The sequence below is a fragment of the Phenylobacterium sp. genome (assembly GCF_031412415.1).
GTDB lineage: Bacteria > Pseudomonadota > Alphaproteobacteria > Caulobacterales > Caulobacteraceae > Phenylobacterium.
The window spans coordinates 1-22,682 of record NZ_JANOCX010000307.1 but is presented as its reverse complement, the minus strand read 5'-3'; the positions used below and the strand labels follow the sequence as shown (position 1 = coordinate 22,682).

20 protein-coding genes are annotated in these 22,682 nt (G+C 68.5%); 10 read left to right on the top strand and 10 right to left on the bottom strand.

Going from position 1 to position 22,682, the window contains the following annotated elements; genetic code table 11:
• Positions 1–50: 50 nt before the first annotated feature.
• Complete coding sequence (locus tag RMO04_RS14770; protein ID WP_309645529.1) at positions 51–233, bottom strand: hypothetical protein; 183 nt, start codon at positions 231–233, stop codon at positions 51–53.
• 367 nt (positions 234–600) lie between these two features.
• Here RMO04_RS14770 and RMO04_RS14765 point away from each other — a divergent pair, with 367 nt between their 5' ends.
• Genes RMO04_RS14765 through RMO04_RS14755 form a run of 3 tightly spaced genes read left to right on the top strand, consistent with a single transcriptional unit; the run spans position 601 to position 5,245 of the window.
• A complete protein-coding gene (locus RMO04_RS14765; RefSeq protein ID WP_309645528.1) occupies positions 601–2,382 on the top strand; it encodes an FAD-dependent oxidoreductase in 1,782 nt (593 codons plus the stop codon).
• Positions 2,373–4,193, top strand: a complete 1,821-nt coding sequence (locus RMO04_RS14760) for a 2-oxoacid:acceptor oxidoreductase subunit alpha (RefSeq protein WP_309645527.1) — start codon at positions 2,373–2,375, stop codon at positions 4,191–4,193. The genes RMO04_RS14765 and RMO04_RS14760 overlap by 10 nt, the downstream gene beginning before the upstream one ends.
• Positions 4,190–5,245 (top strand): 2-oxoacid:ferredoxin oxidoreductase subunit beta, encoded by a 1,056-nt coding sequence (locus RMO04_RS14755; protein ID WP_309645526.1) that lies wholly within the window; start codon positions 4,190–4,192, stop codon positions 5,243–5,245. The genes RMO04_RS14760 and RMO04_RS14755 overlap by 4 nt, the downstream gene beginning before the upstream one ends.
• Before the next feature lie 19 nt (positions 5,246–5,264).
• Here the strand turns inward: RMO04_RS14755 and RMO04_RS14750 are convergent, their stop codons facing one another.
• From RMO04_RS14750 to RMO04_RS14740, 3 genes are read right to left on the bottom strand one after another with little or no spacing between them, the layout of a single operon-like run.
• Positions 5,265–5,522: a hypothetical protein gene (locus RMO04_RS14750; protein ID WP_309645525.1), complete on the bottom strand. Its 258-nt coding sequence runs from the start codon at positions 5,520–5,522 to the stop codon at positions 5,265–5,267.
• Between the two features lie 49 nt (positions 5,523–5,571).
• Complete coding sequence (locus RMO04_RS14745; protein ID WP_309645524.1) at positions 5,572–8,091, bottom strand: FtsX-like permease family protein; 2,520 nt, start codon at positions 8,089–8,091, stop codon at positions 5,572–5,574.
• Complete coding sequence (locus RMO04_RS14740; RefSeq protein ID WP_309645523.1) at positions 8,088–8,765, bottom strand: ABC transporter ATP-binding protein; 678 nt, start codon at positions 8,763–8,765, stop codon at positions 8,088–8,090. Before RMO04_RS14740 ends, RMO04_RS14745 begins: the two co-directional genes overlap by 4 nt.
• 57 nt (positions 8,766–8,822) lie before the next feature.
• Here RMO04_RS14740 and RMO04_RS14735 point away from each other — a divergent pair, with 57 nt between their 5' ends.
• The gene (locus RMO04_RS14735; RefSeq protein WP_309645522.1) at positions 8,823–9,467 is read left to right on the top strand and encodes an arylesterase; all 645 of its coding nucleotides are present in this window, start codon (positions 8,823–8,825) and stop codon (positions 9,465–9,467) included.
• On the opposite strand, the gene RMO04_RS14730 is transcribed toward RMO04_RS14735, so the two are convergent.
• From RMO04_RS14730 to RMO04_RS14720, 3 genes are read right to left on the bottom strand one after another with little or no spacing between them, the layout of a single operon-like run.
• A complete protein-coding gene (locus RMO04_RS14730; RefSeq protein WP_309645521.1) occupies positions 9,464–10,228 on the bottom strand; it encodes a GIN domain-containing protein in 765 nt (254 codons plus the stop codon). The genes RMO04_RS14735 and RMO04_RS14730 overlap by 4 nt on opposite strands.
• 15 nt (positions 10,229–10,243) lie before the next feature.
• On the bottom strand, positions 10,244–10,810 hold the full coding sequence (locus RMO04_RS14725; protein ID WP_309645520.1) for an HAAS signaling domain-containing protein: 567 nt from the start codon (positions 10,808–10,810) through the stop codon (positions 10,244–10,246).
• Positions 10,807–11,133, bottom strand: a complete 327-nt coding sequence (locus tag RMO04_RS14720; RefSeq protein WP_309645519.1) for a PadR family transcriptional regulator — start codon at positions 11,131–11,133, stop codon at positions 10,807–10,809. The genes RMO04_RS14725 and RMO04_RS14720 overlap by 4 nt, the downstream gene beginning before the upstream one ends.
• Positions 11,134–11,256: 123 nt before the next feature.
• Here RMO04_RS14720 and RMO04_RS14715 point away from each other — a divergent pair, with 123 nt between their 5' ends.
• The gene (locus RMO04_RS14715) at positions 11,257–12,054 is read left to right on the top strand and encodes a peptidylprolyl isomerase (RefSeq protein WP_309645518.1); all 798 of its coding nucleotides are present in this window, start codon (positions 11,257–11,259) and stop codon (positions 12,052–12,054) included.
• A gap of 89 nt (positions 12,055–12,143) precedes the next feature.
• Positions 12,144–12,776 (top strand): LysE family translocator, encoded by a 633-nt coding sequence (locus tag RMO04_RS14710; protein ID WP_309645517.1) that lies wholly within the window; start codon positions 12,144–12,146, stop codon positions 12,774–12,776.
• Here RMO04_RS14710 and RMO04_RS14705 read toward each other — a convergent pair.
• Both RMO04_RS14705 and RMO04_RS14700 read right to left on the bottom strand, forming a co-directional pair.
• Positions 12,773–14,041, bottom strand: coding sequence for an MFS transporter (locus RMO04_RS14705; protein ID WP_309645516.1), 1,269 nt, complete (start codon positions 14,039–14,041; stop codon positions 12,773–12,775). The genes RMO04_RS14710 and RMO04_RS14705 overlap by 4 nt on opposite strands.
• Before the next feature lie 66 nt (positions 14,042–14,107).
• Entirely contained in the window at positions 14,108–16,210 is a 2,103-nt protein-coding gene (locus tag RMO04_RS14700) for a winged helix-turn-helix domain-containing protein (RefSeq protein ID WP_309645515.1), read from the bottom strand.
• A gap of 105 nt (positions 16,211–16,315) precedes the next feature.
• Here RMO04_RS14700 and RMO04_RS14695 point away from each other — a divergent pair, with 105 nt between their 5' ends.
• Positions 16,316–18,220 carry a TonB-dependent receptor gene (locus tag RMO04_RS14695; RefSeq protein ID WP_309645514.1) on the top strand — a complete coding sequence of 635 codons (1,905 nt, stop codon included), beginning with the start codon at positions 16,316–16,318 and terminating at the stop codon, positions 18,218–18,220.
• Here RMO04_RS14695 and RMO04_RS14690 read toward each other — a convergent pair.
• The gene (locus RMO04_RS14690) at positions 18,217–19,860 is read right to left on the bottom strand and encodes an amidohydrolase (protein ID WP_309645513.1); all 1,644 of its coding nucleotides are present in this window, start codon (positions 19,858–19,860) and stop codon (positions 18,217–18,219) included. The genes RMO04_RS14695 and RMO04_RS14690 overlap by 4 nt on opposite strands.
• Before the next feature lie 111 nt (positions 19,861–19,971).
• Between RMO04_RS14690 and RMO04_RS14685 the strand changes: the two genes are divergently transcribed.
• The 3 genes from RMO04_RS14685 to RMO04_RS14675 form a co-directional block, all read left to right on the top strand.
• Entirely contained in the window at positions 19,972–21,747 is a 1,776-nt protein-coding gene (locus tag RMO04_RS14685) for a hypothetical protein (RefSeq protein ID WP_309645512.1), read from the top strand.
• A 55-nt stretch (positions 21,748–21,802) separates the two neighbouring features.
• Complete coding sequence (locus tag RMO04_RS14680) at positions 21,803–22,447, top strand: DUF47 domain-containing protein (RefSeq protein WP_309645511.1); 645 nt, start codon at positions 21,803–21,805, stop codon at positions 22,445–22,447.
• A gap of 10 nt (positions 22,448–22,457) precedes the next feature.
• A partial coding sequence (locus RMO04_RS14675; RefSeq protein WP_309645510.1) for an inorganic phosphate transporter occupies positions 22,458–22,682 on the top strand: 225 nt, incomplete at its 3' end.

Below are 22,682 nucleotides of genomic sequence, written 5' to 3'. Positions count from 1 at the left end.
TACCCCGGCGTTCTTACGCGGGCGTTTCAGATCGGTACGGTCACCTCTCGCTAGAGCGCGCGGGCGTGACGCAGACCTTCGGGGTTTTCAACCTGGGCGCGGCGTTCGTTGATTTCCATCGCCGCGGCGACGCGTTCGGCTTCGCCGTCGTCGAGGTCCACCGTGAAGGACACGAAGTCCTCGGGAAGGGCGGAATTGAGAGCGGAACTGACGTCGATCGTGGGAGTCGGCATTGGAGGCTCCTCGCGCTGGCGCACCCGGCGGATTAACACGGGTTAATCAAGTGTTACGGCATTCCCGCGACAGGGAAAGCGGCGAAACGCAGATTCGTTTCGCGATCACAGGCTATTGAGCGGAAATCGGGCGCCGCGCGGCGTCCGGGCGCTGAGCTTGTGGGCGCCGCGAAAGGCCGGGAAACACGCGCCTTCAGACACCTGAAAGCGAATTTTGACAGCCTGCGGCTCCAGAAACGTATTGGCTGCTCCTCGGATAAGGACTTACCATCGATAACGAACGCTGCGTCGTGATTGTCGGAGTTGGCTCCATTGGAGCTTGTCTTCGCGTCTGCGAAAGAATGGCGTCGGGTTAAGGGAGTGGTTTGTGCAGCGCACCAGTACCGAGGGTCCCGACTACTTCCATAAGGTTGTCGATTGTCAGTGGGCCTGTCCTGCCCATACCCCTGTCCCGGAATACATCCGACTGATCGCCGAAGGCCGCTATTCCGACGCCTACATGGTCAATTGGAAGTCGAACGTCTTCCCGGGGATCCTGGGACGGACCTGCGACAGGCCCTGCGAACCTGCCTGCCGCCGGGGCCGGGTGGAGGACGAACCCGTCGCCATCTGCCGCCTGAAGCGCGTGGCGGCCGACAACAAGGACGACATCACCGCGCGCCTGCCCACGCCCGTGGCGGTGTCCAACGGCAAGCGCGTGGCTCTGATCGGCGCGGGTCCGGCCTCGCTGACCGTGGCCCGCGACCTCGCCCCGCTGGGCTACGAACTGGTGCTCTACGACGGGGACGCCAAGGCGGGCGGCATGATCCGCAGCCAGATCCCCCGCTTCCGCCTCCCCGAGACCGTGATCGACGAAGAGGTCGGCTACATCGTGGGCCTGGGCATGGAGATGCGGCTGGGCCAGCGAGTCGACAGCCTCAAGGCCGTGCTGGACGAGGGCTATGACGCCGTCTTCGTCGGCACCGGCGCGCCGCGCGGCCGCGACCTGGACCTGCCGGGCCGCCAGGAGGCGGCCGCCAACATCCACATCGGCATTGATTGGCTCTCCAGCGTGTCGTTCGGCCATATCGAGAAGATCGGCCGGCGCGTGATCGTGCTGGGCGGCGGCAACACCGCCATGGACTGCTGCCGGACCTCGCGCCGCCTGGGCGGCGAGGACGTCAAGGTCATCGTCCGCTCCGGCTTCGAGGAGATGAAGGCCTCGCCCTGGGAGAAGGAAGACGCGATCCACGAGGACATACCGATCCTCAACTTCCTGGTCCCCAAGGCCTTCACCCACGAGAACGGCCGCCTGACCGGCGTCACCTTCGAGAAGGTCGAGCCCAGGTTCGACGAACGCGGCCGCCGCAGCCTGGTCCCCACTGGTGAGCCGGACCAGCATTTCGAATGCGACGACGTCCTGGTGGCCGTCGGTCAGGAGAACGCCTTCCCCTGGATGGAACGCGACATCGGCCTCGACTTCGACGAATGGGGCATGCCCCAGGTCGACGCGGCGACCTTCCAGTCCACCCACCCAAAGGTGTTCTTCGGCGGCGACGCGGCCTTCGGGCCTAAGAACATCATCTGGGCCGTGGCCCACGGCCATGACGCAGCCGTCTCCATCGACAAGTTCTGCAAGGCCGAGGACTTGGCCGAACGCCCGCCGCCCGGCTTCTCGCTGATCAGCCAGAAGATGGGCATTCACGAGTGGAGCTACGACAACGACGTCGCCAACGACCTTCGCTACAAGGTGCCTCAGCGCGACAAGGCCGAGTCCCTGCGCGACGTGAAGGTCGAGGTCGAACTCGGTTTCGCCCGCGAGATGGCCTATCGCGAGACCCAGCGCTGCCTCAACTGCGACGTCCAGACGGTGTTCTCCGAGCCCGCCTGCATAGAATGCGACGCCTGTGTCGACATCTGCCCGGTCGACTGCATCACCTTCACCGAGAATGGCGATGAGGACGACCTGCGGGGCCGTCTCAACGCCCCGGCGCTCAACACCGAACAGGCCATCCTGGTGTCCGGCGAACTCAAGACCGGCCGGGTTATGGTCAAGGATGAGGACGTCTGCCTGCACTGCGGACTGTGCGCCGAACGCTGTCCGACAGGCGCCTGGGACATGCAGAAGTTCCTCCTGGAAATGACCCATGCGGGGGGGACATGCCGCTAGAGGCCGTCAACGACTTCGTCGTCAAGTTCGCCAACGTCAACGGATCGGGGTCGGCCAGCGCGAACGGCATGTTCGCCAAGTCGATCCTGCGGATGGGCGTGCCGGTGGCTGCGCGCAACATCTTCCCGTCCAACATCCAGGGCCTGCCGACCTGGTTCGAGGTGCGGGTGACGGGCGCGGGCCACCTGGGTCGCCGCGGAGGCGTGGACCTGATGGTCGCCATGAACCCTCAGACCTGGGACCGCGACATCGCCGAGATCGAGCCCGGCGGCTACCTGTTCTACGACTCCACCAAGCCCCTGCCCCACCACAAGTTCCGCGACGACATCCAGGTGGTCGGTGTGCCCCTGACCGCCATGTGCAACACCGCCTACCAGCTCCCGCGCGAGCGTCAGTTGTTTAAGAACATCATCTATGTCGGCGCCTTGGCGGCTCTTCTTGGCATCGAACTCGAAGTTCTCGAGACTCTGCTGGCCGAGCAGTTCAAGGGCAAGGACCGGCTGATCGCCGCCAATGTCGCCGCGCTCAAGATGGGCCGCGACCACGTGGCCGAGCACCTCCAGCCCCTGGGGCTGCAGGTGGCGCGCGCCGACGCGGTCGGCGAGCGGATCTTCGTCGAGGGCAACATGGCCGCGGCCCTTGGCGCGGTCTATGGCGGAGCCACCGTCTGCGCCTGGTATCCGATCACGCCCTCGACCTCACTCGCCGAGGCCTTCACCGGCTTCTGCGAGGACTACCGGACGGATCCGGAAACCGGCAAGGCGCGCTACGCCATCGTCCAGGCCGAGGATGAGATCGCCTCCATCGGCGTGGTCGTGGGCGCGGGCTGGAACGGCGCGCGGGCCTTCACCGCCACCTCGGGTCCGGGCGTCTCCCTGATGACGGAGTTCATCGGCCTCTCCTACTTCGCCGAGATTCCCGCCGTGATCTTCGACGTTCAGCGCGGCGGCCCCTCAACCGGCATGCCCACACGTACCCAGCAGGCCGATTTGATCGCGGCGGCCTATGCCGGCCACGGCGACACCAAGCACCCCATGCTGCTGCCCGCCGATCCGGGTGAGTGCTTCGAGATGGGATCCCTGGCCTTCGACCTCGCCGACCGGCTGCAGACCACGATCTTCGTCATGCTGGACCTGGACATCGGCATGAACGAGTGGCTCACCACGCCCTTCGCCTGGGACCCTGAGCGCAAGCTGGACCGCGGCAAGGTCATGACCTTCGAGGACCTCGAGGCCGGCAAGGAGTTCGGCCGCTATCTGGAGGTCGACGGCGACGGCGTGCCGTACCGGACCTATCCGGGCGTCCACCCCACCAAGGGCGGCTACTTCACCCGCGGCACCTCGCGCAATCCCTATGCCCGCTACAGCGAGGAGGGCTCGGTTTACGTCGACAACATGGAGCGCCTGCTGCGCAAGTTCGACACCGCCAAGTCGCTCATCCCCGCCCCGGTCGCCAGGGCCGCCAAGCGCCCGACCCGAGAGGGCGTGATCTATTACGGCTCCACCTCGCCCGCCATGCACGAGGCATTGGACACTCTGGAAACCCGCGCCCTGCACCTGGACGCCCTGCGGGTCAGGGGCTTCCCCTTCGCCAACGAGGTGTTCGACTTCATCGCCGCCCATGACCGGGTCTTCGTGGTGGAGCAGAACCGGGACGCCCAGCTTCGCACCCTGCTGGTCAACGAGGGCGACGTTTCGCCGTCCAAGCTGACCTCGGTGTTGAACTATGATGGCGCACCCATCACCGCCCGCTTCATCGCCGGCGCCATCGGCGAGCTGATGACCGCCGGACGCGCGGAGGCCGCCGAATGACCTACATCACCAAGCCGCAACTGCATCACCCCAAGCTCGCGGCCAACAGCTTGGGATATACCCGGCGCGACTATGAGGGCTCGGTCTCCACGCTCTGCGCCGGTTGCGGCCACGACTCGATTTCCGCGGCGATCATCCAGGCCTGCTACGAGCTGGAGCTGCCGCCCCACCGCATCGCCAAGCTGTCGGGCATCGGCTGCTCGTCCAAGACCCCGGACTATTTCCTGGGCAACTCCCACGGCTTCAACACCGTCCACGGCCGCATGCCGTCGGTCCTGACCGGCGCCAACCTGGCCAATCGAGACCTGATCTATCTGGGAGTCTCAGGCGACGGGGACTCAGCTTCTATCGGCCTTGGCCAGTTCGCCCACTCCATCCGGCGCGGCGTGAACATGCTCTACATCGTGGAGAACAATGGCGTGTACGGCCTGACCAAGGGCCAGTTCTCCGCCACCTCCGACAAGGGCTCGAAGTCCAAGAAGGGCGTGGTGAACCACGACGCCGGGATCGACCTGGTCATGCTGGCCCTGCAGATGGGCGCGACCTTCGTCGCCCGCTCGTTCTCCGGCGACAAGGCCCAGCTCGTGCCGCTGATCAAGGCGGCCCTGGCCCACAAGGGCGCGGCCTTCATCGACTGCGTCAGCCCCTGCGTTCAGTTCAACAACCATGTCGGCTCGACCAAGAGCTACGACTATGTGCGCGAGCACAACGAGGCGGTGAACCGCATGGACGTGGTCAGTCCCCGCGACACCATCACGGTGGACTACGCGCCGGGCACGACCATTCCGGTCACCCAGCACGACGGCTCGATCCTGCAACTCCACAAGCTGGCCCAGCACTACGACCCCAGCGACCGGGTCGCCGCCCTGGCCTATTTGCAGTCGCGCCAGGCCCTGGGCGAGATCGTCACCGGCCTGCTGTTCATCGACCCCGAAGCCCGCGACCTCCACGAGAATCTCGATACTATCGATGCGCCGTTGAACAGCTTGAATGAGGCCGAGCTGGTGCCGGGTGTCGACGTGCTGGCGAAGCTGAACGCCTCGCTTCGCTAGCGAAGCCGCGCGGCGACCATCAGGAGTCGAGCGCGCGCCGTCCGGCGTGAGCCACATAGAACTCGCCGCTGACCGACAGGACGATCCAGTCGCCCGGCTGGGCGATGGTCCAGCCCTCCGGGGTGTGGATCTGAAGGGCGCCGGCCTCGGTCATCGCCTGCGCGCCCTCCCCCAGCCACATCCAAAGCGTGCGCCAGTTCTTGACGTCATGGGGCGGCGGCACGCGAAGGGCGGCGCCATGGTCGAAACGCGGACTGGCGGATGAAGCGAGACTCATGCCGGGAATACCGGGGTGCTTCGGTCACCAGAAACTTAAGATTCACGACTCAATCGGCGCGCAGAGCCTCGGCGGGCCGCTTGGCGAGCGCCTGCAGGGAGGCCAACAGGCCGCCCAGTCCCGCCAGCAGCGTCGCCCCAGCCACCAAGGCCGCGACCCCTGTCCAGTCCACCGCCCAGTCGGCCTTGAACACCAGCGTCACCACCGGCCAGGCCGCGACGGCCCCCAGCGCCACGCCAGTCACGCCGGCGATCGTCCCCACCGCGCCATACTCAAGCACATAAGCCGAGAGAATCTGCAGCCGCGAGGCGCCTAGCACCTTCAGGATCGTCGCCTCACGTGCGCGAGCCTGGGCGCGCGCCGCGATGGCGCCGGTGAGCACCAGCAACCCCGCCAGGGCGGCCACCCCCGCCGCGCCGCGGATCGCGAGCGCGAGTCGGTCGAACAGGTCGGTGGCGGCCTCCAGCTGCTCGCGCACCGAGATCACGTTCACGTCCGGAAAGGACCCGCCCAGAGCCCGCGCGACCCGTGCTTCCTGCTCTCGGCTGGCCTTGGCGATGGCGACGTGGCGCAGGTCCGCGCCCTCCAGCGCGGCCGGGTTCAGCACCAATGGGAAACTGGCCCCGAAGCCGCCGACATCGACCTCGCGCATCACCGCGAGCTTCGCGTCGATCTCGCGGCCGAGGATCGAGATGGTCACGACATCGCCGATCTTCAGATTGCCGCCGCGCGCCGCATCGACCTCCATGGCCAGCAGCGGCGGACCAACATGGTCGGCGCGCCACCAGGCGCCCTCGACGATCTTGGCGTTCTGGGGTTCGGGCCCGATGGCCGACATGGAGATGTCGTTGTCATAGGCCCAACGCTCCCGCTCCGTGATCGCCGAGCGCTTCACCGTCACGCCGTTCACCCGCACGATCCGCCCGGTGAGGAAGGGCGCGCGGATATAGGTTTCCGGCGTCAGCTTGGCGGCGAACGCTGCGGTGACCGCGGCGTCGAACTCGCCAACGCGCGCGCCGGGGATCTCGGTGAACACCAGGGCCGGGGCGGTGCGCGGCGCGACCTCCGCCACCTGACGCAGCAGGCTGGACTGGATCAGCACCACCGCCGACAGCAGGGCCACGCCCAGGCCAATGGCCGGCGCGGCCGTCCGCGCGGCCGAGCGTGGCCCCGCGAGATTGGCCAGACCCATGCGAACCGCGCCTCGCGCCCGGCCCCGCAAGCGCCCCGCGCCCCACGCCGCGGCCAGGCCCAGGCCCCAGAGCAGGACGAAGGACACCGCCACGCCGCCGATCATCCCCGCCGCCGCCAGCGGCGTGGGCGCGGTGATCACCGACAGCGCCGCGAGCGCGATGGCCGCGAGGGCCGCGCCAATGGTCTCGACCCCCAACTTGAGACGACCGCTCACGTCCTGGCGGAACAGGCTGGCCGGCGGCGTCGCCCGGGCCCGCGCCAGGGGGGTCAGGGAGAAGGCGGCCGCCGAAAGCAGGCCGAAGGCCGCGGCCTTCAACAAGGGCACGGGATAGATGTCGAACAGGGCCGGCACCGGAATGTCTTCGGGCACGAGCCCGCCCAGGATCATGGGCGCGGCGGCGCCGACCACCAGGCCGATCACGACACCCAGCAGCGCGAGCACGCCGATCTGGATCAGATAGAGGTCGCGCACGAATGGCCCTTCGGCCCCCAGCGACTTCAGCACCGCGATGGACGGCTTGCGCGCTTCCAGGAAGGCGGTGACCGCGCCGAACACGCCAAGCCCGCCCGCCACCAGCGACGCCAGCCCGATGAAGCCCAGGAAATATTCAAGCTGGTCGATCAGCCAACGAATTCCCGGCGCGGCATCCTCGCGGTCGCGGATACGGATCGACTTGTCCTTCAAGGCCGTGCGCAGGGCCTTGCGCGCCGCCTTGAGATCGGCGGACGGCGGCAAGGCGACCCGCGCGGTCTCGGCGAAGGTCAGCCCCGGCTCCAGGAAACCGCCCGCCGCCACGGCCTGGCCCTGGACCAGCACGCGTGGTCCCAGGGCGAACCCGCGCGACAGCCGATCCGGCTCCTCCAGCAGCACGTCTCGAACCGCGACCGGCATTTCGCCCACCAGGATCTGGTCGCCGATCTTCAGGCCCAGGCGCCGGAGCAGATCGCGCTCCACCGCCGCCCCGGCCACGCCATTCTGGACGGCAAGCGCGCGCGCCAGCGGCTGGCCGCTCTCGAGCGTCACCTTTCCGGCCAGGGGGTAGGCCTCGCTGACTCCTCGCAGTTCGACCAGACGCCGCTCGCCCGAGGCGGCCTGGGCCATGGCCCGGGTGCTGACCGCCCAGGACACTTGGCCGGCCGCCTCGATCGTCTGGCGCTCAGCCGGGGTGAACCGGCGCTGTTCCAGGGAGATGGCCATGTCGCCGCCCAGGATCTCGCGCGCCTGGGCGGCCAGGCCCGTCCGGAAGGCTTCCGCCGTCGAGCCCGCCGCGGCGATGGCTGCGACGCCCAAGGCGAGGCAGGCCAGGAATATCCGGAAACCCTTGACCCCGGAGCGCAACTCCCGGGCGGCGAACCGCAGCGCCAAGAACCTCATATCGCCGCGCGCCCGTCAGCCAACCGAACCTGGCGGTCGGCGCGGGCCGCCAAGGCCTCGTCGTGGGTGACCAGGACCAGGGCCGCGCCCTCCTCCGCCACCAGGCCGAACAGCAGGTCCGCCACGTGGGCGGCGTTGACCCCATCCAGATTGCCGGTCGGTTCGTCGGCGAACAGCAGCGCCGGTCGCGGCGCCAGCGCCCGGGCCAGCGCCACCCGCTGCTGCTCGCCGCCGGAAAGCTGATGCGGATAGTGCCGCAGGCGCGCCGTGAGCCCCACCCGGTCCAGCCAGCTCCGCGCGGTGTCCTCGGCGTCGGCCTTGCCCGCGATCTCCATCGGGGCCGCGACGTTCTCCAGGGCGGTCATGTTGGGCAGCAGGTGGAAGGACTGGAACACCAGGCTCACCCGGCCACGGCGCAACCGCGCGCGACCATCCTCGTCCAGTTTCGACAGCTCGCGGCCGAACAGGCTGACCCAGCCCGAAGTCGGCCGCTCCAGGCCGGCGGCCACGGCGATCAAGGATGACTTGCCCGAACCCGAGGGCCCGGTGATCGCCACCCGCTCCCGCGCCGCCACGGAAAAGCTCAGGTCCCGCAGGATATCCACGGGACCCGCGGCCGACGGCAGGGTGAGTGAGACATTCGACAGGACGAGCGGCGGACCGGTGTCGGACAAGGAGACCTCAGTGTGAACGTTGAGCTTTGCAGGCGAAGCCTTAGATAGGGCAGGACAATGGCCGACACACCCACAAGCTTCCCTAGCCGGCGCGCGCTGATCGCCGCCCTGGCCTTGGCTCTGCCCCAGAGCGCGCTGGCCGCGCCAAGGCGGGTGGTCACAGTGCTGGGTGATTCGATCACCGCGGGCTATGGCCTGCCCGCCGCCGCCGCCCTGCCGGCCCGCTTGCAGGCCGAGCTTGATCGGCTGGGCGTGAGCGCTCTGGTGCGCGGCGCCGGGGTTTCCGGCGACACGACGGCTGGCGGCCTCGCCCGTCTCGACTTCAGCGTTCAGAAGGACACCGCCGTCTGTGTCGTGGCGCTGGGCGGCAACGATCTGCTGCAGGGTCAGGACCCCAAGCGGACCAAGGCCAATCTGGACCGCATCGTCGCCCGGCTGAAGGCGCGGAAGATCGCGGTCGTGCTGGCGGGCCTGAAACCTCCGGCGGTGATCGGCCGCGCCTACGCCCGGGAATTCGAGGCGGTGTTCGCCTCCGTCGCCCGCGCGCATGGCGCGGCGCTCTATCCGAACCTGCTGGCCGGGGTCGCCCAGACGCCCGACCTGAACCAACGCGACGGTTTCCATCCCAACGCCAAGGGCGTCCAGGTCATCGCCCGCGGCCTGGCTCCGGTGGTCGCCAAGACGTTGGCGGCGCGGGCCTAGCGCCCCGGCTGGTGCAGCTCGCCGCGACCGGAGATGTCGGTCTCGATCTGAGCTGGCTTGGTGTTCAGCGTGACTTCCGAGCTGCCCGAGATGTCGAACCGGCCGACCGCCTTGGGGGCGACAGTCGATTCAGACGCCCCGGAGCTGTCGACCGTCGTTTCGTCGGCCTGGACGCCGCTGAGGTCGGCCTGCGCCGAGCCGGAGATGTCGAGACGCACCAGGCGCGCCACGCCGCGGGCGGTGACTTCTGAGTCCCCCGAGGCGTCGACCGTGAGACTGTCCTGCTTGAAGCCCTCGATCGTCAGGGTGCTGTCGCCATCGACGTCGAACGCCGTCACGCCCGGCGCGGTGACGGTGACCTTCAGGCGACGCCCGGCGAAGTTGGGACCGTTCATGTCGAGACGGCCGTTCACCAGGGTCACCCGATCGACCAGGCTCTTGGGTCCGGTGATGACCACCTTTCCAGGACCTTCGGCCTGGGTGAACGCCACCTCGGCGACGATCTCGATGTCGAGTTCGGTCCCGCCGTTCCAGACGAGCTCACGGGTGACCGTGACCCCGCCGGGCCCGTCGACGTCGATGTCGAAGTCGAACTCAGCGTCGTGCTTGGCATGCTCGCGCCAGGTGGAGTCGCTCCACTTGTTTATCCAGTGCCAGTTATGGGCGGCGAGGTCGGGGCCGCCGATCGCCGCGGCGCTGGAGAGGGCCACCACGCCGACGAAGAAGCCGGTGACAGCGATGAGGACGAGGACGCGGATCATGGAATTGCCCACCTCTTAAGCCTGCGGTTCGATGGCCGGCTTCAGCAGCCGGTAGTGGAGCCGCCCGTACCAAACGAGCGCGTTGACGGAGCCGATGACCACCAGGGTCAGCAGGGCGCCGGCCGAGCTGGCCAAGGCCATCAGGCCGATGCCGGCCAGCAGGGCCGTGGCCGCCCCGCCCGGGGGCTCGAAGAACGGCCCGACCGCGAAGACCACCCCGCCGGCGAAGAACACCGCGACGGCGCCGACGACGAGGCCAAACAGCGCCCCGCCTATGGCCATCAGCATCGGCAGCAGGATCAGGACGTCGATGGCGCCCAGGCCCAGCACGGCGAAGATCGCGCCGGCGGCGGCCGACGGATTGCGCTGCTCTTCCCACTTCTTCAGCCCACTTTCCGCGCGCAGTTCGCGGGCCAGACGGCCGGGATCGCCCAGGGCTTCGGCGACCTCCTCCTCGGAGCGGCCGGCGGCCGCGCCTTCGGCGAAGTGGGTCTCATAGTCGGCGATCGTCTCGGCGATGGCCTGCGGCGGCAAGCCGGAGAGCCCCAGCCGCAGTCGGTCGATGAAGGCCTGCCGGGTCATTTCGTCTCTCCCAGGATGGCCTCGACGGCGCGGGAAAACGCCGCCCACTCCGCCTTCTGCGCCGTGAAGCTCTGCTTCCCGGCCTCGGTCAGTTTGAAATATTTCCGCGACGGACCGGACGAGCTTTCCACCAGATAGGTGTCCACCAGCCCGTCGGTCTGCATCCTCCGCATCAGCGGATAGATGGTGCCTTCCCCCATATCGATCCCCTCGGCCAATCGGCTTGCGATCTCATAGGCGTAGCTGTCCTGTCGGGAGAGCAGCGCGAGCACGCAGAGCTCGAGCACCCCCTTCTTCAGTTGAACTTGAACGGCTTCCGCCACGTCGCGCACCTCCACGTCGGACTAGCGTGTATCGCGCAGTAGTGCTTCGTGCAAGGTACCGTGCATTACAAGTTAGTAAGCTTAGCCGCTTGCGATACGTGACAGGTTGTCGATAGTCCCCACATGATCCGTCTATACACGTCCTGTATCGCCGCCCTCGCGCTGGCGACCACCGCCCAGGCCGCCGACTGGCGCGGCCTCGACCCTGCCCAGACCTTGGTGATCGAAACCTCCAAGGGCGTGATCATGGTGGAGATGCAGCCCACCTTGGCGCCCAAGGCGGTGGAGCGGATCAAGCTGCTGGCCCGCGAAGGGGTCTATGACGGCCTGCTGTTCCATCGGGTGATCGCGAACTTCGTCGACCAGACCGGCAACCCGAACAACAAGGACGGGGGCGTCTCCAAGCATCCCGACCTGCCGCCGGAGTTCACGTTCCGCCTGAAGGCCGGCGATCCCCATGCGATCGTCAGGCGGACCAGCGACGCCGTGGAAGGCTTCGTCGGATCGACGCCTTTCATCGGCGTCCAGGACCTGTTGGACACCAATCCCCTGGGCCGCCGAGCGACCGGCGCCTATTGCCCCGGCGTGGCCGGCATGGGCCGGCAGGAGGCGGTGACGACGGCCAACAGCGAGGTCTTCTTCATGCGCGACGCCAGCCGCCGGCTGGACGGCGACTACACGGTCTGGGGCCGTGTGGTGAAAGGGCTGGACGTGGTTCGCGCCATGGCCGTGGGCGAGCCGCCCGCCGAGCCCGACAAGATGATCCGCGTCCGCCTCGCGGTCGACCTGCCGCCCGTCGAGCGCCCGAAGGTCGAGGTGCTGGACGAGCGCGGAGCGGCCTTCAAGGTGCTGGTCGACAAGACCCGCGCCGCCAAGGGCGCGGACTTCACCGTCTGCGACATCGAGATCCCGACCCGCTGAGAGCCCGGCTAAGGCTCCGCGCCGGATTTCTGGCGCGCGGGACTCAGGCCGTGCGTCTATAGCCGAGCTCAAGACAGAGGAGCTGACGCGTGGTCGCCTGGACGGACTGGATCGCATTCGGACTGATCGCCTTGGGCATGGCCATGACGCCCGGCCCCAACATGATCTACCTGATCTCGCGGTCCATCAGCCAAGGACGCCGCGCGGGGTTCGTCTCGCTGGCCGGCGTGGCCCTGGGCTTCATCTTTTACATGGTCTCGGCGGTGGTCGGGCTGACCGCCGTGGTGATGGCGGTGCCCATGGCCTACGACGTCCTGCGGATCGTCGGCGCCTGCTATCTGGCCTGGCTCGCCTGGCAGGCGCTGAAGCCGGGCGCCGCCTCCCCCTTCGCCGTGCGCGAGCTCGAGCCGCATGGCGACGTTCGCCTGTTCGCCATGGGCCTGTTCACCAACCTGCTGAACCCCAAGGCCGCGGTGCTGTACCTGTCGCTGCTGCCGCAGTTCATGCATCCCGAGCGCGGGAGCATCCTCGCCCAAGGCATGATCCTGGGCGCCACTCAGATCGCCGCCAGCGTCCTCTGCAACGGCGTGATGATCTTGGCGGCGGGTTGGGTGGCGAGGTTCCTGGCGACGCGGCCAACCTGGGCCATGGTCCAGCGCTGGCTGATGGGCACGGTGCTGGGCGCGCTGGCGGTGCGGATGGCGCTCGACAGCCGTCGCTAGGCGGCGACCGGCGCCACCTGACGTCGGATCATGATCGAGGCGACGGCGGCGACCAGGGCGGCCACGCCGGCCAGGACGAAGGCTTCCAGATATCGGCCTTGAGAGGCGCGCAGCACGCCGGCGGCGATGGCGGCGGTGGCCGCGCCGGCCTGATGCCCGGCCGCGATCCAGCCGAACACGATCGGCCCGTCGCGATCGCCGAAAGCTTCGGTGGCGAGGCGCACGGTCGGCGGCACCGTGGCGATCCAGTCCAGGCCGTAGAACACCGCGAAGACGCCCAGGGCGACGATGGAGAAGTCGGTATAGGGCAGGATCATCAGCGAGATCCCCCGCAGCCCGTAATAGATGAACAGCAGTAAGCGCGGGTCGTAGCGATCGGTGAGCCAGCCCGACAACGTCGTGCCGACCAGATCGAACAGCCCCATCACCGCCAGCAGGGTCGCCGCCCGGGTTTCCGGCAGCCCCTGGTCGGCGCACATGGCGATCATGTGCACCCCCACCAGGCCGTTGGTGGTCAGGCCGCAGATGAAGAAGCCGCCGAACAGCAGCCAGAATGTCCGGGTCTTGGCCGCCCGGAACAGCGCCCCGAAGGCCACGGCCAAGGCGCCGCCCACGGCGGGCGGCGGCGGCGGAACATAGTCGTCCGTCGCCCCGTAGGGCTTCTGGCCGATCGCCTGCGGCGTCTCGGGCAGCAGCAGCCACACGACGGGAGCCAGCACGGCCATGACCACGGCGATGATCAGCACCACCGGGCGCCAGCCGCCCTGCTCGGCCACCATCGCCATGCCCGGCAGGAAGATCAGCGAGCCTGTCGCCGTCGCGGCGGTGAGCAGGCCCATCATCAGGCCGCGCCGGGTCACGAACCAGCGGTTCACCACCGTGGCGCCCAGCACCATGGCCACCGCGCCCGAACCCAGCCCGGCCATGAGGCCCCAGGTGGCCACATACTGCCAGGGCTCGGTCATCAGGGCCGAGAGCCCGGTCGAGACCGCCATCAGGACCATGGCCAGGACCACCGTTCGGCGCACGCCGAACGACTGCATGAGCGCCGCGGCGAACGGACCGGTCAGGCCATAGATGAAAATGCCCACCGCCGCCGCGGCCGACACCGTTCCCCGATCCCAGCCGAAGGCGCGCTCCAGCGGCAGCATCAACACGCCCGGCGCGGCGCGCAGGCCGGCCGCCGCCATCAAGGCCACAAACACCACGGCGGCGACGACAAAGGCGTAGTTTCGGCCAAACGGGCGCGGGATCGAACGGCTCATGAGGTGAAGCTAGCGGAGGTGGCGCGATCGCCTCAGCGAGACTTCCTGGAACCCGCCGCAGTTTGCCTACTTTGACGCCAGGTCGACCACGCCCAGGTCGATCTGGTCATCCAGGCTCTGCGAGAACAGCACCGCGCCATTCGGCGAGAGGCCAAGCGAGCCGCAGCAATTGGGAATGTCGACCAGCTTGCGTGGCGTTCCGGTCCAGGGGTGGAGCCAGATGCTCGACGAGGAGGCGCGTTGGCCGCGCATCACCACGACGCCATCGTCGCCGACCGCCCAGGTGTCGTAGCCGCCGATCTCGACGGGTGGAACAGCTCGGCCCGGCGACAGGGCGCGCACCACGGACTGGCCCACCCGCAAGCCGTACAGACGCCCGTCGGGCCCGCCGCGCACGACCTGCCAGCCCGCCCCGCCCGGCACGGCCGCCGGATGGGCGCCCGGGGCCATGCCGATCCGCATCACCCGATAGCCGTTGGCGGTTCGCTCGACGTAGCTGACGCTGGCGCCGTCGGCGGAAAACTCGGGATAGAGCTTGTCCAGCCCGTCCCAGGTCATCTCCCGGAGGCGCGAGCCGTCGCGCGCCACGGTGTAGAGATCCGAGCGGCGGCCCTTGACCGCGATGAAGGTGATGGTGCGACCGTCCGGCGACCAGGCTGGCGCGGTGACATAACTGCCGACGATGGAGGTCAACCGCACGGACCGCCCATCGGGATGGTTCACCCAGATTTCCGACGATCCGCTGCGGTTGGAGACATAGACCACCGCGCCGTCGGCCGCCCCGTCGGGATCCCAGTCCTGGCCGGCGGCGTTGGTCAGCGGCCGGGTCTCGCCGCCAGGCATGCGGACCGCGAGATTGTTGCGGCCGCGCGGGATCTCCACCGCCAGACGGTTGCGATTGTCGGCTGACATGCGGCTGAAGCTGATCTGGCCCAGGCCCAGGCTTACCCTGCGTGGCGGCGCGTCGATCTTGGTGTCCACGGTCCACAGTCCGAATTCACCCCCCCGATTGGAGGAGTAGAAAACGTGGCGGCTGTCGGCGGACCAAACATATCCGGCCGCCTTCCAGCCGTCGGTGGTCAGGGCGCGCTCGCGGCCCGTGCGCACGTCCAGCAGGAACAGGTCGTCGGCGCCGTGCATCAGGCTGCGGCGGAACACCACCTGGCGTCCGTCCGGCGAGGCCATGGGGTCGCTGTCGCCGAGGGTCGCGGCGGAGGGCGAGGTCAGGTCCCGCACCCTGCCGGTCTCGATGTTCACCGACCGGATTCGCCAGATCGAGGCGGGGTCTGGCCGATCGCCGATCACCAGGTTGGCGTCATCCAGCCAACTTACCCGGGTGTAGCTGGCCGACTGGCAGCGCGCGACGACGCGCTCCGGCCCCAGGGGAATCGGCGTCACCACCAAGCTGCACGGACCGTCCGCAGGCGTGCGGACAAAGGCGATGCGGTCGCTCCGGGGCGACCACACGGCGCTGTGATCGTCGGCCGGATCTGTGGTGATCCGCACCGGGATGCCCTGCCCGACGCTGCGAAGATAGAGATCGCGCCGCGACACCACGTCGGGCCGTTGGGCGTAGACGATCTGGTCGCCGGCCGGCGACAGGGCCGGATGGGTCTCCAGACCACGCTCAGAGGTCAGAGGGTGGAAGGCCTGGGCGGTCCAGGTCACGGGGCGTGGCAGGACCGCGAGCAACGCGCCGATCGCGGCGGCCACCGTCACGACGAAACCGGCGGCGATCAACACGGTCTTGCGAGGCGCCGCTTGAATCGTCGCCGGCGCGGGCGCTTCGACGGGCTCGGCGGCGAGCGCGACCCGATGCACGTCGGCGCTCGCCTGCAGGCGGTAACCAACGGTGGCGATGGTGTCGACGGAAATGCGCGGATTGTCGCTCAGCGCCTTGCGGAGTTGCGCCACGCAGCGGTTCAGCGCGCCCTCGGTGACGATCCGCCCGCCCCAGCAGAGATCGATGAGCTCATCGCGACTGACGGGCTGGCCCCTTGAGCGGTGCAGGGCGACCAGCACCTTCATCACCCGCGGCTCCAGGGTGACGATCCTGCCGTCGTGCTCCACCTCTAGGGCGGCCGGTCGCACCTGAGTGCCGGCGAGGCTGAACGGCAGCTCTCGCGCCAGATTCAACTCAGGCCACTGGATGGCCACGTGTTCGTTCATCGCGAAACCATCACGAATAAATCACGCCCGCAGCCACGCCGTCCCCCGGCTACTGTCCGACAAACCCCGGCCTCTGAACAGTCCAGTTCGCCCGGGATTACAATAATGAAATGTTCGGCCGCCACCCTCGTTCTGTCGCTCTTCGCCTCCACCTCCGCCTTGGCCCAGGAGAGCGCCGTCAAGACCGCCGCCGACGCCTTCGGCGAGCGTGTGGGTATCGAGCAACTGGGTCTCTATTCTGAGGGCCAGGTCCGCGGGTTCGACCTGCAGGCCAGCGGCGCCTATCGCATCGACGACGCCTACTTCGCCCGGGCCTCGCCGCTCAATGACACCGTCCTGGGCGGGGTCAGCGTGCGGGTGGGCGTGAACGCCTCGCGCCTCGCCTACCCGGCGCCCTCGGGCGTGGTGAACTATCGCTTGCGCTCGCCGAGCCCCGAGAACCGTCTCACCATCGGCGGCGGCCGACGCGACTTCGGGACGACGGTGGTTCAGGCGGAAGGGTCCTGGACCGCGCCATCCAAGGACGCATGGATCGCCGGGGGGACCTTCTATCGGCCAAACGTCACCTGGGGCTCAGGGGGCAACGGCGAGGCGCTCGACATCGGCGCCGTCGCCGGTTGGACGCCCGTCGAGAACCACAGCCTTAGGGTCTTCGCCACCTGGTACGGCCGAGACTATGACGGCGACTTCGCGATCCAGGCGCAGGACAGCGCCACGCCGCCGCCGGTTAAGGCCCTGCGCCAGCACTCGCCGACCTGGGCCAATGTGCGCGCGGAGAACGTCAACCTGGGCGCGCTCTACAAGGGCGAAATCTCGGGTTGGACCCTCGACGCCTCGGCGTTCCGCTCGATCTACAGCATGGACAGCTCCGACTTCACGGTGATCGCCACCCGCCGCAACGGAGACGCCACCTCGACCACCTTCGTCAGTCCAGGCCGCACGAACTTGTCGGATTCCTACGAGGCCCGCGCCACCCGCGTCTTTGACAGCGGAGCGATCGATCACCTCGTCAGCGCCTCGGTTCGCTATCGCCACAGCGCGGTGGATCTGGCGCAATCGCTCGCCGTCGCCAACGGCGCCTTCAACCTGCGCGACCCGGCCCCCTCCGCGCCCGCTCGTCCGGCCTGGCGCGGCGCGCGCGGCGACGACACTGTCGATCAGCTCACCGCCAGCCTCGGCTACGGCCTGGTCTGGGAGGACCGGCTGCAGCTTCGACTGGGCGCGCACCGCAGCCGCTACGAGAAGGAGGTTCGCGCCTATGACGGGTCCATCGACCAGGGCGAGAACCAGGCCTGGTACTACAACGCCTCCGCCGTCTGGAGCCTGACGGCTTCCACCAGCCTGTTCGCGAGCTATGTCACCGGCCTGGAGGAGTCCGGGTTCGCGCCGCAGAACGCCACCAACCGGAACGAAGTCTTGCCGCCGGTGAAGGCCAAACAGAAGGAGATCGGCGTCCGACACACGTTTGGCGACAACCTGACCCTGTTGGCGGCAGCCTTCGAGGTCTCCAAGCCAACGACCGGATTCCGCTCGGACGGCTCATTCGGTCTGGTCGGCGAAGTGTCTCACAAGGGCTTCGAGGCCTCGCTCGCCGGCCGCGTCGGCGAAAAGACCAGCATCGTCCTGGGCGCGGTCTCGTATGACGCCGAGATCACCGGTCCGCTGGTGACCTCCGGTGTCGTGGGCCCCCATCACTCCGGGATCGCCGAGCTGATCGCCAACGCCAGCATCGAGCGGCAGATCACCTCGACCTGGTCCGTCGACGCCCAGGTCAATCATCAGGGCGAGGCCTATGCCGACAGCCGCAACACCTTCAAGGCGCCGGCCCTGACGACCCTGGGACTGGGCGCCCGGGCCCGCTTCGATGTCGCCGGCCGTCCAGCGCAACTGCGCCTACTGGTGTCGAACCTCACCGACGAGCGAGGCTACTTCGCCTCCACCAGCGACCTGCTCTGGCCCATCGCCCCGCGCACCGCCCGCGCGATCCTCACCGTCACGTTCGGGGGTTAGCGCCCGTCATAGACGATCCGACCGCCCACCACCGTCATGACCGCGCGGGCCTTGGCGATCTCCGCAAACGGCGCGGTCATCAGGTCGACGGAGAAGACCGAGATATCGGCCGGCGCTCCGACCTTGAGCAAGCCCAGTTCGGTCTCGCGGCCGGCGGCGTAGGCGGGGCCTCGGGTCAGCAGGGCCAGGGCCTGCTGGCGGGTCAGGGCCTCGTCCAGTCCCCAGTCGGGGCCGGCGAAGCCCTTGAGGTCGTGACGGTAGGCGGCGGCGTAGAACTCCACCAGGGGGTCGCCCTTCTCCACCGGAGCGTCCGAGCCGCCGGCCACCACCGCGCCGCTCTTCAGCAGGCTCTCCCAGGCATAGGCGCCCTTAAGCCGCTCCGGGCCCAGGCGCGCGGGCGCGAAGTACAGATCGCCGATCGCGTGGGAGGCCTGCATCGAGGCGATCACCCCAAGCCTGGCGAAGCGCGGCAGGTCGTCGGGGGCCAGGACCTGGGCGTGTTCGACGCGCCAGCGGGCGGTCTTCAGCGCCGCGGCGTCACCGCCGAAGGCCTGCTCGAAGGCGTCCAGCACCAGCCGGTTGCCACGGTCGCCGATGGCGTGGATGGCGATCTGGGCGCCCGAGCCGCGCGCCTGTTTGAGAACGCCGTCGATGGTCTCGCGAGGGGTGAGGATCAGGCCGGTACCCTCGGCGTCGGCATAGGGCGCCAGCAAGGCCGCCCCTCGCGAACCGAGCGCGCCGTCCATGTACATCTTCACGCCGCGCACCCGGACGAGGCCGGTCGGGTCTTGCGAAGGCCCGGAGGCTAGGACCGCGCCGGCCGCCTGCGGCGACATGTAGTTGTCGATCCGGATCGGCATCTCGCCCTTGGCGGCGAGCGCCTGCTGATAGCCCACCTCCTCCATCGAGGCGCCCATGTCGTGCAGGCCGGTCCAGCCCCGCGCGGCGTAGAGATCAACCCCACGCTTCACCGCCTCGGCCTTGGCCGCCGCGGTGGGCGGCGGGACCTTGCCGCGCACCAGGCTCATGGCGTTGTCGATCAGCATCCCGGTGGGTTCGCCCGCGGCGTCCTTCAGGATATGGCCACCGGCGGGGGCCACGGTGTCGCGGGTGACGCCGGCCAGGGCCAGCATGGCGGTGTTGGCCACGATGGCGTGGCCGTCGGAGCGGCCCAACACCACCGGGCGGTCAGGGATCGCGCGATCCAGGTCCTGGCGGCTGGGGAAACGCTTCTCCGGCCAGTGGGTCTCGATCCAGCCCCGTCCGGAGACCGCGCCGGTCCCCGGATTGGCGATGTTCCAGGCCTTGAGCCGGGCGACCAGGTCTTCGACGGACGCCGTGCCCTCCAGGCTGAGCGTCATCTCACGGAAGCCGATCCCCGACAGGTGGGCGTGGGCGTCCACGAAGCCCGGGAACGCCGCCGCGCCCTTCAGGTCGATATCCTTCGCCCCTGGAACGGTCCGTCGCGCGAGCGCCAGCGGGCCGGCGAACGCCACCTTGCCGTCCTTGACGGCCAGGGCCTCGACCGAGCTCTCCCCGGTGTTGATCGGTCCGCCATGGATCAGCAGGTCCTGGGCGGCGGCTCCGGTCCCACAGATCAGCGCCAGGGTTGTCGCCAGGCCTAGAAGTTCGACGCGCATCTCGCCTCCCGCAGACTCGTCCGTCGCCCAGCTAGGGGGTCCGCGAATTCGAAAGCAAGGCTCGCGTCGCCGGGCCTAGCCAGGGTTGTCCTGAACGGCCAGATTGCGGGCATGAGCGGCGGCGATCAGGAATCGACGGGAGGTTTCGGGTCGCGCCTGGGATTGGCGGTGCTGGCCCTCATCGCCCTGGCCGTGGTCCTGGTCTATGTCGACCGCATCTTCCTGGATCTTCCGCTCTACGCCGGAGACGAAGGCGCCTATCTGATCCACGCCTTGTACGGCAAGGCGACAGCCGCCGACCCAAGGCTGGCGCCCGACCTGCAAGAGCTGACCAACACCGCCTTCCTGCTGATAATCCGGGCCGTCACCTACGGCACACATAACCTCATCGAGTGGCTGCGGGCGCTTGGCGGCGCGGCGTACTTCGCGGGCATTCTTCTGGTTTGGCTTGTCGTGCGTGGAACGCTCAACGCCCGGCACGCGGCGGGCTTCCTGCTCCTGGCGCTCGCCTTCCCCTACTACCGCTTCGTGTTCGCCGTCATGCCGGAGGGCTGGTACGTCGGCGTGCTGGGCTTGATGTTCCTGGCGACCGTGAAGCTCTATCTGAGCCATCCCGTGAGCCACGCCTTGCTGGTGGGTTCGCTGGCCGGCGTGTTGGTGCTGCTGAAGCCCCATGGCGTCGCCGTGATCGCCGCCTTCCCGATCCTCGCGCTGCTCGATCTCGTGTGGGGGCAGCGCAGGATTTCGACGGTCGCCGCGCGTCTCATCGTGTTCGCCCTGGCCTTCCTGGCCGCGGGAAATCTCATCGCGCTGCTCGCCGGGGAAACGCCCACCAGGCCCTTCACCTTCTTTGTTGGCGGGCACTACGCAAACGCCCTGGCCAGCGACACCACCCAGGCCTCCCTGATGGTCGGCGCACGGTCCTTGGCGCTTCTGGTCGCGTCCAGCCTGCTGTTGGCCGGAGCTCCGATCCTGACAGGACTGTTGAGGATTTGGCTGCGGTGGCGGTGGGTCTCGGGGCGAGGCCGGTTCGACCTTGAGCCTCAGGAGGTCGGATTCCTGTTCGTGCTGCTGTCGTTCGGCGCAACCCTGGCCATGACGGCGATCTTCACGATGAAGGCGACCTTCTACGGGCCGACCGAGGCCGGTCGCCTCTGGGGTCGCTACTTCGAACTCTTCGTCCCCCTGATCTGGCTGACCGCCGCGGGCTTCATTGGCGAGTTCGAGCGCGGCGGCGGACGCGCCTGGCGGATCGCCACCGGCGCGGTCCCGCTCATGGCCTTCGCAGCCTTCGCCCTGCTGCTGTCGGACGGGGTGTTTCTGTTTCCCTGGGATGCGACGGCGCTCACCGCCTTCTTCCGCCCAGATCCTGGCCGGTTCAGCATAGTCCCCTTCATTCCGCACTTCGCCATCGCCACGGCCGCGACCTTGGCGGCCTGCGTCGCGCAAGCCTTCACGAACTGGCGAAGCTACAAGATTTGGCTCGCCTATTTCGTGGTCCTGGCCGTGCTCTCGACGGCGCTGGATCGGGCCTGGGAGCGCGAAGGCCTGCCCGCCCGCGCCAGCCTGAACACCGAGCTGGGTATCGCCCAGCAGATCATCGCGGCGCAGGACGGCGCGGTGGCGGGCGTCGTCGACAACTTGAACGTCGGTCACAGCATGTTCTGGGTGCTGCAGGCGCGTCCGCACATGATCCTCGTGGGGCCGGACGAGGACGTGCCGGCTCGTGCGCTCGGCGACTACGACACGGTGATCGTGGCGGGGCCTCACGACGTCGTTGGCGGCGGTTGGAAGCCGCTGCTCGAGGGTCAGCAGCTCAAGGTCCTGCGCCGCGAGGCCGCGATCGCCGAGCAGCGGCGCCTTGGGCTGGCTCCGGGAACACGCTAAGAGCCGCGGGGGGTCCGACTCATCGGACGGGCGGCGGTCTGACGACGGGCATGAGATGCTGAGCTGGTTCCAGGCGATCATGCCGAAGGAAGAAAAATTCTTCCTTCTGTTCCGCGCCCATGCCGAAACCCTGGTCGAGGGCGCGGTGGCGCTGCGCGACGTGCTCAAGGGCGGAGATGGCGTGCCCGCCGCCTGCGCCCGTGTCGTGGAGCATGAGAACGCCGCCGACGAGATCACCCGCGAGGTGCTGACGGCCGTGCGCCGCACCTTCATCACCCCCTTCGACCGCGGCGACATCCAAGACCTGACTAGCTCGCTCGACGACGCCATCGACCAGATGCAGAAGACCGCCAAGGTCATCACCCTGTTCGAACTGCGCGAGTTCGCGGACCCGATGCGCGAGATGGGCGACTTGATCGTCGAGGCCGCGCTGCTGACCCGCGAGGCGGTGGGCCTGCTGGACAAGATGCGCCACAACGTCACTCGGCTGAACGAACTGACCGAGCACATCGCCCAGATCGAGGACCGGTCCGACGCGATCTACGACGCCGGCCGCAAGGCGCTGTTTCTGGCCCATCGAAACCACGATCCGATGGCCTTCGTGGTCGGGGTCGACATCTATAGCCACCTGGAAAAGGTGATGGATCGCTTCGAGGATGTGGCGAACCGCATCAGTGGCATCGTGATCGAACAGGTCTAGGGCGCGCCACGTGGACCTGCTCGGCTTCACGCCGCTCCTGATCTTCCTGATCGTCGTGGCCCTGGCGTTCGACTTCCTGAACGGCCTGCACGACGCGTCCAATTCCATCGCCACGATCGTCGCCACCCGCGTCCTGCCGCCCTTCGCCGCGGTGGCCTGGGCGGCCTTCTTCAACTTCATCGCCTTCCTGTTCTTCGGCCTGCACGTGGCCAAGACCGTGGGCGCCGGGCTCATC